Below are 12057 nucleotides of genomic sequence, written 5' to 3'. Positions count from 1 at the left end.
TGGTAGGTCTTTCTACGCTTTTTCTTGAAAACTAAAACTTTCTCGCCACGAACGTGTGCAACAATTTTAGCTGTAACAGTGGCTCCAGCTACTGTGGGAGCTCCTACGGAAATTTTTCCGTCATTGTCAACAAGTAATACCTTGTCGATAACCAGTGCAGCGCCTTCTGCTCCCGATAAACGGTGAGTGTATACAGAACGGTCTTTTTCTACTTTAAATTGCTGCCCGGCAATTTCTACGATTGCGTACATTTTTACTGTATTTAAGTGAAACAATCCCACGAGGCTAGTGATTCAAGACAAATGAAAAACTTTTAAAAGCCTTTTAAATGGGGGTGCAAATCTAAAAATTAATTCGCTTAATAGCAAACACTATTCATAAATAAATTCTCCGTAAGGGCTGCTGATGGTCAGCTTCTTAGTCGCTGAGGCCTCCACACGACCCACGATTTGGGCAGGAATACCAAAGGACTGGGAGATACGGATGATTTCATCCGCGTGTGCTGGATTCGCATAGACTTCTAAGCGATGGCCCATGTTGAATACTTGGTACATCTCTTTGAAGCTAGTTCCGCTTTCTTTTTGGATCAAATCAAACAGCGGAGGAATCGGGAATAAATTGTCCTTAATCACGTGCACATCATTCACAAAGTGCATCACTTTCGTCTGCGCTCCACCCGAACAATGCACCATTCCATGTAAATGAGGGCGTAATTCTGTTAATAATGCCTTCACGACTGGAGCATAGGTCCGCGTAGGGGAAAGAATTAATTGGCCTACATTTAAAGGGGTTCCAGCAACCGCTTCTGTTAAGTTACGAGAGCCAGAATACACTAAATCCGATGGGACTGACGGATCGAAAGACTCTGGGTATTTAGTAGCTAGGTACTTGCCTAAAACGTCATGGCGAGCAGAAGTTAGGCCATTGCTGCCCATTCCGCCGTTATACGTCGATTCATAATTCGCTTGTCCATCAGAGGCTAAACCGATAATAACGTCGCCTGCTTGAATGTTTCCGTTTGAGATCACATCTGAACGCTTCATGCGGCCTATAACTGTGCTGTCGACAATGATCGTGCGCACTAAGTCACCCACGTCTGCGGTTTCGCCACCGGTCGAATAGATGCCAATGCCGTTATCGCGTAGCATTTGTAGGACTTCTTCTGTGCCGTTGATGATTTCGGCGATGACCTCGCCTGGGATCAAGTTTTTATTGCGGCCGATGGTGCTGGATAGCAACATTTGATCCGTAGCTCCTACGCAGATTAAATCGTCCGTGTTCATCACGACCGCATCTTGTGCGATGCCGCGCCACACGGAGATGTCGCCCGTTTCTTTCCAGTATAGGTAGGCCAAAGACGATTTCGTCCCCGCCCCATCCGCATGCATGATGTTGCAATAGTCTGCATCGCCTCCCAAGATATCTGGGGAGATTTTGCAGAATGCCTGCGGAAATAGGCCTTTGTCTAAGTTCGCAATGGCTTTGTGAACATCTTCTTTCGAGGCAGAAACGCCCCGTTGCATGTAACGGTCTGACGACATTTTACTTTATTTTTAATTGGGCAAATTCTTTAGCAAAATAGGTCAAAATCACCTGGGCTCCGGCGCGTTTCATGGAAAGCAAGCTTTCTAACATCGCTTTTTCACCATCGATCCAGCCATTCGCAGCTGCTGCTTTCACCATCGCATATTCGCCAGAGACGTTATAAGCGGCGATCGGTAAATTGGTATTATCGCGGAGCAAAGAAATGATGTCTAAGTAGGCCAAAGCTGGCTTTACCATCAAGAAATCTGCTCCTTCTAGTTCATCTAATTCCGCCTCGCGCAGGGCCTCGCGCCTGTTTGCGGGGTTCATTTGGTAGGTCTTTTTATCGCCAAACTTGGGCGCAGACTCCAGCGCATCGCGAAAAGGTCCGTAAAAAGCAGACGCATATTTCGCACTATAGGCCATGATGCCCACATTCGTGAAACCAGCATCGTCTAAAGATTCACGTAAATAACCCACGCGACCATCCATCATATCCGATGGACCGATCAATTTAGATCCGGCTTGGGCTTGTGCTATGGCCATTTTGGCCAACACTTCTAAGGTCTCATCATTCAAAATCTCCCCGTTCTTCACGATTCCATCATGTCCGTCTGAACTGTAGGGATCCATCGCCACGTCCGTTAACATTGAAATCTCCGGAAAACGACTTGTCACAGCGTGAATCGCCTCTAAATACAGACTTCCTTGGCGATGTGATTCCGTCGCTAACGTGTCCTTGCGATCTTCGGCTACTTGAGGAAAAAGGGCGTAAGAAGTAATTCCTAGGTTCAAGCACTCCTCGATTTCTTTCAATAACAAGTCAGTCGTGTAGCGGTAAATGCCTGGCATCGACTTGATTTCGGTTTTCGTAGCAGCCCCATCCATCACAAAAAGAGGAAAGAGTAAATCCTTCACAGAAAGGCGATTTTCCTCCACCATCGTGCGGATAGCGGCACTGGAACGGTTACGACGCGGTCTATTCAACATAGGAATTGATTTTGAACCTGCAATTTAGGCATAAGCCCTGATTCCGCAATGAAAAAGGGGGATTAAAGGAGGCGATCGTTCAAATCGCGCAATTGCTCTTGCAAGTCACGAACAAGGCCTACATACGCTTCAAATTCATAACGAGAAACAGGGTGCATGGGGCCTCCTGAATCGGCGACACCAGAAAAATGGGGGTAGTCTTTGGGCTTGAAAAGAACCGATAAATCTACATCAAGAATTGCTGCGATTTGCTTCATTCGACTTAAAGAAGGATCTGTTAAGCCGCGCTCGATTTTAGAATAAGCGGATAAGGTGATGCCTATTTCAGTGGAAACGTAATCTTGGCTATAGCCTTTGTCTAACCGAGCCTTTCGAATTAAAGTAGGGAAATCTTTCATTACAGTAAAATTCCTAAACTCTGAAGAAAATTAGAAGCGACTAAAAAGACAAAATATATACTTATAGGACATAATGCGCAATTAAATTACGTTTTTTTCATTCAATACCCAGCCCTTCGCAATGTCATGCTCGAATTTCAATCCTAATTTTGCAAGAGTCTCCTGTAAATCTGTAGTAATATCGGTTGATCTTTCGACATAGTCACGGAAGAAATCTTGTAAGGAATCACCATAGATTTCCTCGCAGATCCGGATGAAATCGTCTTTCGTATAGCCCTTTTTCAGCTGCCCGAACTCTGCGTTCATGGCCAGCATCACATCGCGCAAAGATTTGCCATTTCTTGCCTGTAATTTTAGGTCCAAAGCCAAAGCCACCACTGCTCCTTTGTAATAAATAGAGACCCGCTTGTTAGGCAGACTCGCCCCGTATCCATCCAGCCATAAATCAATCGAACTTTCTTCGAGAGATTGCTGCGCCTGTCCGTCGCGATCAAAATGTAATTTCAGATTCCCTAAAAGACCAGCCAGGTATTCCTGCCGAGTCCAAACTCCCGATTCATACAGAAACCAATCCCCAAGATAGGTCGTGATTCCTTCTACCACCCAACCCGTAGAAAATGGGGTTTCGCGCTCATAGGCATAGGGGAACAATTCTGCAGGCCGAATCGTCGCAATATTCCAAACGTGGAACAATTCATGAGAACCTAAACCGATCAAGTCCTCGTAGGCATCGCGGTCCGGCGGACCCATCACCATCATCGTCGATTTCGTGTGCTCCACGCCATGGTAATAGGGAGATGGACAAACCCAAAGCATATAATGGTATTCTTTGACAGGGAAATGACCCATCCAGTCGAGCTGGGTTTGGGTAAATTTCTCGTAGGCATCGATTAATTTCTTTGTCAAAGCCTGGCGCGATCCCACCACATCGATGGCGAATTTCACGCCATTACACTTCCATTTATGCTGAAAAATGGCTGGAGCAGCGATGTAAGGAGAATCAACGAGCTCGCGGTATTTGGCGCCATTCTTGAAAGTGCAAATACTTTGCCAGCCAGCGGGTTTTTCGATGTGGATTTCACAACGCTCGTTTTCACGACCCTTCACATACAAAAGGCAGTTGATGAAATTGATGTAAATCAAATCGTTTTCGATCACTGACCCACCCGCATCAGGTTGATTTGCGTAATAGCTGTAACGGATTTCAACGGGTTCCGATGCTTCTAAGGTCCAGGTAGAGGAGGCGATTTTAGAAATTGGAATAGGCACCCCTTCGCTGTAGGCCTTCAATACCGGAATATTCTTAGCGAAGTTTTGAGCTTGGTAGCGGCCTGGGCGCCAAATAGGAAGCTGGACCACCTGTTTTCCCGGCTTGTGAGGGGTAAACTGAAAGATGATTTCTATAAAGTTCGGCTGCGCCGAAGGTCGAAGAAAATACAGATTTGGCATTAGGCTAATACTTCTTGTAATATCTGCAAGGAACGAATCTCTCCGAAATTTTCCATGTGCAATTGGTAATAATGTAGCATCCCAGCCAATAATTCTTTTCGCTCCGCCCGATGCAGCACGATAGGATGGCCGTAATCAGCTTGCACTAAGGCGTCAAGGCCCTGAAAGGTGGGCACGATGCGACCTGCCGCTTTTAACTGCTGGTAAAATTCTGCTGAAGTACTCGCACCGAAGCCTAGAAAAGAGGCGAGCTGCCAAAGAAACTGCAGATGAAAATTCTCATAGTTATCCGAGGCCCGGTCCAGATATTGTAGGGATTGAGATAAGAACTCAAACAGCACGGGATTCGCCTCTTCTTCTTTTAGCACTTTGCTGAGCACTTCGGATAAGAAAAGGGCGAGCGAAGACTTCGCGATATCGAAGGGAATTGCCTGGTATGGGAAAAAACATTTTGCCTCTGAAATTCGGTGCAGGCCCTTTCCGGGCTTGTGGTATACTTCTAGGTCCAGCAGTGTAAGCGGCTGGAAGAGAGCCATTTTATGTTTGGCTTTGGCAGAACGAACCCCATTTTCGATGTAGGAACAGATTCCCATTTCCGCCGTATAGACGTTCACGAGTATCGAAGTTTCTCGATAGCGCATATAGGAAATAACAATGCCTTGGGTTTTACTGAGCATTTGTATCAACCATCGGAATACCGGTTTCGTCCGAAATTCGCTGTAAGATCTCTTCGATTGTGTCCGATTCTTTAAAGCGAATCGGGTCCTTAAATTCTACGCTTAAGGTCGTATTTCGCTTCTTCAGAAAGAAGCCTTTCTTATCGAAAGCGCGTCTGAAACCGTTGATTTGAACGGGAACAACGATGGGATTGGCCGCCTTAATTAGATGCGCCGTACCCTTTCTGATAGGTGCGAAAGGACGTGTGGTTCCTTGCGGAAAACTAACTACCCACCCAAAGGCAAGCCCTTTACTCACTTTTTCTTGTGCTTCTAAATCTACTTCTCTTTTTACATCTTGACCGTGTGCTCTCCAAGAGCGATTCACTAAAATCGCTCCGGCTAATGATAAAACCTGAGGTAAAAATCCATCTTCCTTCATCGTTTCCGAAGCCGCCACATAAAACAAACGCGAACGAGGGCCTAATAGATAAAAGGGGAACCGAATACTATTTTTTATCCGCCATTTCACGGAGAAGAAGATGTGGTAAAAACAGATTACGTCCATGAAATAGGTCTGGTGATTCGACAAGAATAAGACGCCTTCACGAGGTAAATCCTGAATCTTTTCTGTTCCCTTGATCTCTGTTCTATTGTAGATGCTTAGTCGCGCATAAGTTAACCAGCCTAAAACGAATACAATAATTCGCTTCATTCCGATCGGATTCCCAAATGGATCGCGACGCACTAAACCCCAACGGTCTAGGCAATCAAAAAACTGCTTTAAATATCGAATACTCTTAAAATCCACCGCTCTTTTCTTTGCCTTTCGTGGCTGGTTTTGTTTTAGTTGGTTCTTTTTTAACTGGTGCTTTCTTCACCGGTATCAAAGGCTTGTAATACGAAGTAAATCGTTTAATGAAAGCAACTTTCTCTTCTGAAGCGGCCTCCACGACCTTCATATCTCCCTTTTTCTGCGTTTTCATTGCTTCTCTGACAGAAGCTAAGAAAGATTGATCCGAAGAATAGACCCCTAACTCGCCGTCAAAATAAGCAAAATAATACCAAAGATCGTCAGATAATTCCCAATAGCCATAAAACTCCTCTTTGCTTGGCTTCTTAATGACCTCCATAAATCCTTTTACCGTCGCATTAATATCCACCGGACCTACATTAACCAAAGGCAGTTCGCCAATCGAATAAAAAGCGCTCAAATTAGGCGACCACTCCCATTTAACCGTGGAGAAATTGATCATCGTAGCGAATTCAGGTGCCACTTTATCCAATGCCACATGGGCAATATCCATGCTATACTTCAACGGCTCAGGGATTTTTTTACCTAAAACAGCCTCTGCTCTTTTGATATATTCATCGCGATCGTCTGGTTCATCCGCTGCTGCCGTTTGCAAGCCCTCTTCCAGATTATACTTCACGATGCGATCCCCCATTTTTTTCAACACTGTTTGTGCAATGGGAAATTGTAAACTTAACCAGGAGTTGATCCGAGGTCGAAGGGAGTCTACTGACATCGAGATCGCCCCTTGAGATCTAACAAATTTGTTATCCGAAAAGAACCTAACTGGACCTTTTGCCTCCACTCGTCGTTTAACTAAGTCGAGCGTCATATTTGTTTCCGATCCCTTCAGCTCAAATTTTGTCTTCGATTCGGTCACCTCGCCCTCCGCATTAAAGAGTACCGGGTCATCTTCATCAGACATAGGTCCTAAAAAAGTAGGGTATAATTTGTTACTCGCATTCACATAAATACCTGCCGTGACTGGACGGCCTAATTCGTCCTTTAATTCCTTGCTAACTCTCAACCGCGGAATATCGCCTTTGTTGTTTAGAGGAATCCAGGCAGTATTAAACTTAAGTGTGCCTAATAATGGTCTAATAGACCCTTGGAATTCTAAGTTAGGCGTATTGGACTTTAAGGAAATATCCCCTTTAAATTCTTGAAACTCCCCTATCTTCAAGGGTACTTTTTCGCTAAAGTAAGCCTGAGCTGTGATTAGATTAGATTCAAAGACGAAGTTTTTAAGTGGAATAGCTAAGGTGTCCCCGGGTGAGCGACTTAATAAATAATCTGCTGTACCTTTCCATTCATAGACATTAGCCGACTTTACATCTAAATTTTTAAGGTAATGTCGATTGTTCACCGTGTCTAAGAGCGCTCGGGCCTTGGAAAAAGGCTTGTAATCTCCTCCTCTTAGAAAGACCAACTTTCCATTAGCAGGGCTCACTAAGGCAGGACCAATTTTGAATTTTTCAACGCCCTCTAGCGCTAAAGAGCGTTCTTTGATAGAATAAATCGCAGCGCTTGATTCGATGGGTATTTCGAATTTCTGAGCTGAATCCGAATTCATTTGAATGATTTTAAAGCGATTCCCCACTAATTTAATGGTCTGATTTTTTAGATCAATTTGCGTCTCTTTTGGCAAAATACTTCGAACAAATAAATTAGGAAAATACACCCATTGCTTGTCATTCAAAGGGTTTAATTTGATCAAATTTTTAGAGATGATTGAGGTGATTTTAACCTCGCTTGCTTCGACATCAGGCTTGTAGATTCCCTGCAATTTCCCTAATCTAAACGTGCCCGGATTAGCTATCCAACCCTCTTTTGTGAAATCAAACTGATCACTTTTCGTATTGGATTCTCCTTGAGTAACGATACCTTGGCCTGTTAATTTATTTCCATGAATAAGGATATTGCCATCTAATTCTGCCTCTGCATTCGCAAAAAATTTCAGGCGATTTTTAGACGGCTTTACATACAAACTATCTGAATCGGGCACCCAGGTTAGGTAATTTTCTGCCACAGAGAACATAGGAAAATTTGAATTTTTCGCGGGTTCTAATGAGGTAGAAGTACTAAATGCTTTTAAAGAATCCGGGTAAAAGACCGATTTTTGGGTGATTGATTTTAGGTCTCCTTTTTGGAATTCGCCTACAGAATGTAGCCCTTGTTTATCTAAAACGAGGTCTTCTTTCGTCAAAAACTTCGCTTTACCCTGGTAAATAGAAATGGCGGATGCCTGCTTATAATTAAAACCAAACGTATAATCTTCTCTCAGTTTCAAGGTGACCTTCAGCGGAGGGAAAACCTTGTTTTTCGAATAAAAATCTCCGGGGAATATGGGCTGCTTTAAGGTTAAACTATCTAGTTCAAGTCTGCCAGATTTGAAATAGAAATTAGTATCGTAGGCTCCGTTTAGTCTCCACTTTTCATCAAAAAACACCCTCACCCCTTTAGGTGCCACAAATTTAGGGTAGGCGGCGACACCTAATCTTCCCGCTTTGTCATTTTCCGGACTTAAAACAAGGTACCCGTCCTGGTATTGAAAACGCCCACCAGCCTCTTTCGCAGCCACCGTGCCATCCTTGAATTTAGGTAGGAAAGTCATCGAGTCCAGTTTGGGGAACTGAATCATGTATTTATCGAAGGTAAAATCATAGCGCTGCGCTCGGAATCGATAATTACCGATAGAAATTAATCCTTTGAATTGGAAATCTCGTCCCTGCTTAAAAATGACTTGATTATCGCTCGGATATAATTTTGCACGAAGAGAATCCGAAACCATGATTTCGTTGATTCCCCGCACTTTTAAATACTTAGGCTCTAGATCAAAAGTGACAGAAGCAGAATCCCCGATAATGTAATCAGCGATGGACTCAACATAGAATTTATCAAAGTCCGTGTCCTCATATTGCACTTTCGCATAATGCTTTCCTAGTCGGCTAAAGGAAATCAATTCCGTTTGTGGGTCGTAGTCTAAAAACCCATTTTGGATAAACTCCGTAAAACCTTCCTGAATACTTTCCTTCGATCGATTCGCATAAAAGGCAATCTCGCTTAAGGTGGCTGACAATTTTTTCTTTTCTACTAAATGAGAATACAAAATGCGTAGCGGATTATAGGGAAGCATCCGTTGAATGCGACGTACCCTTTCAGGATCATAATAGCCAAATGACTCTACCCATACAGGCACAATATTCTTAGCTGAAAGTCGATAGAAGTCTATTTTACTTTCGGGTATCCGAATGATGGCTAAATCGGCGGCAATACTCAACTTGTGAGCCGCGTCATCAAAGCGAATTTGGGATGTGTTCCCTTCTAAATTTTTCAGGTGAATCGATTGATCCTTCTTAAACCATTGCACTCGAACATGCTGGTGAGTTAATGAGTCTACCTCATTCCATTTGCTATTCCATTTTGCCTCAGGCATTTCAACTAAACTATCCCCAGTAATCCAGATCTGCTTCCCACTAAAATTGGCCACCTCTTTACTATCCTTAGTGAACTTCAGGCGAGCTGTAGACCATTCATCTTTAGCCATTAGCCCCCTTTTTTGATCCTTTACGGTAAAAATTCCCGTCGCTTTCCACGATTCCTCTTCTATTATTTCCTGCTGCGAGGAAACAAATTCGAAAACGGGATTTTTCTTTTTGATATAAATCACCCCTTTCCCTGCAATCGACTTTGTGCCTTTGTCTACCCAATTAGACTCCAAGACAGAGAATAAGCCCTTGTAAAGATTTATTTCAAACGATTTAATTTCCCAGTAAGAGGACTGAAAGCCTGTTTCTAAACGAATGTTTTTCCCTGTGGCTACTCGCTTTTTAGCGTTCCAGCTGAACTCTGAAGGCTTCAAGATTAAACTATCAACACCCGATTTATAAATGACGGTAGGGTTTTGCCAACTGTCGGCACCCATTTTTTCTCCCGTGACCCTTAATTGATAAGGTCCTGCTGCTAGCACTGTGGTTTCAGTTTGTGCCCAACCCATCGACGGGAGCACTAACAAGAGCAGGCAATAGAGGCGGGTAAAATTCATTCGATGATGAAATGGAAATATAAACGGATAAAAATACATAAAATATTCAGATATTTGGGTCAAAATAATCCCTATGTCTAACGTACTTTCCCTATTCAAGGATATAAAAGCCTTCATTTTTGACATCGATGGGGTGATGACAGATGGCAATGTACACGTGCTCGAAACGGGTGAACATTTCCGTACTTTCTACATCCGCGACGGCTATGCACTTGAAAAAGCACGCGAGGCAAATTTTCAGATGTGCGTCATTACAGGGGGAAGTCATCCAGGAGTGAAAAAACGCTTAGAGAACCTGAAATTTCAACATATTTATTTCGGTTTGGGAGGAAAGGACAAGCTAGAAACCTACCTGGAATTATTCGCAAAATTAGGGCTCAAGGAAAATGAAATTCTCTACATGGGAGACGACATGGCTGACTTAAAAGTCCTATCAAGACCGGATATTTTAAGCACCTGCCCAGCAGATGCCATCCCTGAATTGCACCAAGTCGTAAAATACGTTTCTCCTTTCAATGGGGGTCGTGGTGCGGTGAGAGATGTGATCGAAAAAGTACTCAAACTGCAAGGAAAATGGGCTTAATTTTACCAGTAAAAGGCATTTCGCCTTCATTAGGAGAAGAAAATTGGGTCGCACCTAATGCCACCATCGTGGGGGATGTACAGACGGGAAAACACTGCACGATCTGGTTTAATGCGGTCGTTCGCGGAGATGTGAATTCCATTCGCATAGGCGATTATTCGAACATTCAAGACGGTGCGGTGGTACATTGCACCTACCAAAAAACTGTCACTTCCATCGGTAATTATGTGTCCATCGCGCACAACGCGATTGTACATGGATGCACCATCGAAGATAATGTGCTCATCGGAATGGGAGCCATCGTGATGGACAATGCCTACATTGAAGAAGGAAGTATTATTGCGGCTGGAGCCATCGTGACACAAGGGATGCGGGTGCCGGCAGGCACCATTTACGCAGGAAATCCAGCGAAATATTTAAAAGATGTGAGCCCAGATGCGGCGGAAATTTTCAAGCGCACCGCCTATAATTATGTGGAATATGCATCCTGGTTTTCAAATCCATCCTCATGAGCAACGACCCTTTACATGGCGTAACATTAGAGAAAATCTTAACAGACCTAGTCGATCTTTTAGGCTGGGAAGAGATGTCACGCAAGATTCGCATTAATTGCTTTGCGAGTGATCCAAGTATCAAATCAAGTTTGACCTTTTTGCGCAAGACTCCTTGGGCGAGAGCGAAGGTGGAAACGCTGTATATTTGGAATATTAAAAAGATCGAAAAAAAGAAAGCTAGTTCCTTAGATTCACCAGCCACCCAAAAATAGCCGCCGTTATAAACATGATGATGCTATAAATCACGGCTGGAATCGTCATCGTTCCATTTCCAATCACATTTAAGGCTATAAAAATGGCCAATGTTCCATTGTGAATGCCTATTTCCATTCCAATAGCGATGGCTTGTCTCTTGTCTAGATTCAATAAACGGGGTAAATAATATCCAATCGAAAGGCAGGCCACATTAAACAAAAGGCAGGCAAAGCCTACTGTTTGAATGTCGTACATCAGGTGGTCGCGTTCTTTCCAGCCGGCTAAAAAGATGATCAAGGCGAGGAAAATAGCCGACAAAATTTTCACGGGGGATTCCAATCGGGCAGAGAAGGCGGGTGCTTTTTTTCGAATAATCATCCCGATCGAGACGGGTAAAATCACGATCATACAAACTTCTAATACTTTCGAGAATTGCAAGGGTATGTACGCATCCTGCTGCATCAATAACTTCATCGAAAGATTCACGATAAAGGCAATCGATAAAACTGAAAGAATGCTGTTGAGGGCAGTTAAGGTTACATTAAGGGCAACGTCACCTTTAGCAATGTGTGAATAAAGATTCGCGGAAGGACCTCCCGGAGCAGCTGCTAAAAGCATTAAACCAACGGCTAATTCCGCGGGTAGATCTAAAGCTTTCACGATGAAAAAGCAGATGATCGGTAAGAGAATCATCTGAGTACCCAGTCCTATGAGAACTGCTTTAGGATATTCGTAGACCCTTTTGAAATCTGCTATGGTAAGCGATAAGCCTAAACCCGTCATGATGATTGCGAGAGCGATAGGCATTAAAACGACGGAGAGAAAGTTTGCTTGCATACGATTTTTTTTAAACCTTGCGGTCGATAAAAT

12 protein-coding genes are annotated in these 12057 nt (G+C 43.6%); 3 read left to right on the top strand and 9 right to left on the bottom strand.

Translation table 11 applies throughout. The features are described 5' to 3' along the window. The 8 genes from rplU to ACILP5_RS10070 form a co-directional block, all read right to left on the bottom strand. Positions 1–251 (bottom strand): 50S ribosomal protein L21 (rplU, locus tag ACILP5_RS10105; RefSeq protein WP_395618526.1); only part of this gene is annotated, 251 nt, incomplete at its 3' end. Between the two features lie 120 nt (positions 252–371). Beyond that, positions 372–1541: an AIR synthase related protein gene (locus ACILP5_RS10100; RefSeq protein WP_395618525.1), complete on the bottom strand. Its 1170-nt coding sequence runs from the start codon at positions 1539–1541 to the stop codon at positions 372–374. 1 nt (position 1542) lies between these two features. Continuing rightward, a complete protein-coding gene (hemB, locus tag ACILP5_RS10095) occupies positions 1543–2514 on the bottom strand; it encodes a porphobilinogen synthase (RefSeq protein WP_395618524.1) in 972 nt (323 codons plus the stop codon). A gap of 62 nt (positions 2515–2576) precedes the next feature. After that, positions 2577–2912, bottom strand: coding sequence for a helix-turn-helix domain-containing protein (locus ACILP5_RS10090; RefSeq protein WP_395618523.1), 336 nt, complete (start codon positions 2910–2912; stop codon positions 2577–2579). Positions 2913–2993: 81 nt separating this feature from the next. Next, positions 2994–4361 carry a M61 family peptidase gene (locus tag ACILP5_RS10085; RefSeq protein ID WP_395618522.1) on the bottom strand — a complete coding sequence of 456 codons (1368 nt, stop codon included), beginning with the start codon at positions 4359–4361 and terminating at the stop codon, positions 2994–2996. Then, complete coding sequence (gene recO / locus ACILP5_RS10080) at positions 4361–5038, bottom strand: DNA repair protein RecO (RefSeq protein WP_395618521.1); 678 nt, start codon at positions 5036–5038, stop codon at positions 4361–4363. Before recO ends, ACILP5_RS10085 begins: the two co-directional genes overlap by 1 nt. Further along, complete coding sequence (locus ACILP5_RS10075) at positions 5028–5828, bottom strand: lysophospholipid acyltransferase family protein (protein WP_395618520.1); 801 nt, start codon at positions 5826–5828, stop codon at positions 5028–5030. Before ACILP5_RS10075 ends, recO begins: the two co-directional genes overlap by 11 nt. After that, positions 5818–9855, bottom strand: a complete 4038-nt coding sequence (locus ACILP5_RS10070) for a hypothetical protein (protein WP_395618519.1) — start codon at positions 9853–9855, stop codon at positions 5818–5820. The genes ACILP5_RS10075 and ACILP5_RS10070 overlap by 11 nt, the downstream gene beginning before the upstream one ends. 73 nt (positions 9856–9928) lie before the next feature. On the opposite strand from ACILP5_RS10070, the gene ACILP5_RS10065 reads away from it, so the two are divergent. Genes ACILP5_RS10065 through ACILP5_RS10055 form a run of 3 tightly spaced genes read left to right on the top strand, consistent with a single transcriptional unit; the run spans position 9929 to position 11204 of the window. Continuing rightward, positions 9929–10438: a KdsC family phosphatase gene (locus ACILP5_RS10065; protein ID WP_395618518.1), complete on the top strand. Its 510-nt coding sequence runs from the start codon at positions 9929–9931 to the stop codon at positions 10436–10438. Next, complete coding sequence (locus ACILP5_RS10060; protein WP_395618517.1) at positions 10429–10950, top strand: gamma carbonic anhydrase family protein; 522 nt, start codon at positions 10429–10431, stop codon at positions 10948–10950. Before ACILP5_RS10065 ends, ACILP5_RS10060 begins: the two co-directional genes overlap by 10 nt. Continuing rightward, the gene (locus ACILP5_RS10055) at positions 10947–11204 is read left to right on the top strand and encodes a VF530 family DNA-binding protein (RefSeq protein ID WP_395618516.1); all 258 of its coding nucleotides are present in this window, start codon (positions 10947–10949) and stop codon (positions 11202–11204) included. Before ACILP5_RS10060 ends, ACILP5_RS10055 begins: the two co-directional genes overlap by 4 nt. Here the strand turns inward: ACILP5_RS10055 and ACILP5_RS10050 are convergent. Then, complete coding sequence (locus tag ACILP5_RS10050; protein ID WP_395618515.1) at positions 11170–12024, bottom strand: bile acid:sodium symporter family protein; 855 nt, start codon at positions 12022–12024, stop codon at positions 11170–11172. The genes ACILP5_RS10055 and ACILP5_RS10050 overlap by 35 nt on opposite strands. Positions 12025–12057 lie beyond the last annotated feature (33 nt).

The organism is Aquirufa sp., from assembly GCF_044239315.1.
Taxonomy (GTDB): Bacteria; Bacteroidota; Bacteroidia; order Cytophagales; family Spirosomataceae; genus Aquirufa.
This window is presented reverse-complemented; position numbering and strand designations above follow the sequence as displayed.

Bases quoted from the DNA above. Each gene is read 5' to 3' on its own strand.
- ACILP5_RS10070 (WP_395618519.1), bottom strand. From the start codon at position 9,855: ATGAATTTTACCCGCCTCTATTGCCTGCTCTTGTTAGTGCTCCCGTCG.
- ACILP5_RS10085 (WP_395618522.1), bottom strand. From the start codon at position 4,361: ATGCCAAATCTGTATTTTCTTCGACCTTCGGCGCAGCCGAACTTTATA.
- hemB (WP_395618524.1), bottom strand. From the start codon at position 2,514: ATGTTGAATAGACCGCGTCGTAACCGTTCCAGTGCCGCTATCCGCACG.
- ACILP5_RS10100 (WP_395618525.1), bottom strand. From the start codon at position 1,541: ATGTCGTCAGACCGTTACATGCAACGGGGCGTTTCTGCCTCGAAAGAA.
- ACILP5_RS10065 (WP_395618518.1), top strand. From the start codon at position 9,929: ATGTCTAACGTACTTTCCCTATTCAAGGATATAAAAGCCTTCATTTTT.
- ACILP5_RS10090 (WP_395618523.1), bottom strand. From the start codon at position 2,912: ATGAAAGATTTCCCTACTTTAATTCGAAAGGCTCGGTTAGACAAAGGC.
- ACILP5_RS10050 (WP_395618515.1), bottom strand. From the start codon at position 12,024: ATGCAAGCAAACTTTCTCTCCGTCGTTTTAATGCCTATCGCTCTCGCA.
- ACILP5_RS10060 (WP_395618517.1), top strand. From the start codon at position 10,429: ATGGGCTTAATTTTACCAGTAAAAGGCATTTCGCCTTCATTAGGAGAA.
- ACILP5_RS10055 (WP_395618516.1), top strand. From the start codon at position 10,947: ATGAGCAACGACCCTTTACATGGCGTAACATTAGAGAAAATCTTAACA.
- recO (WP_395618521.1), bottom strand. From the start codon at position 5,038: ATGCTCAGTAAAACCCAAGGCATTGTTATTTCCTATATGCGCTATCGA.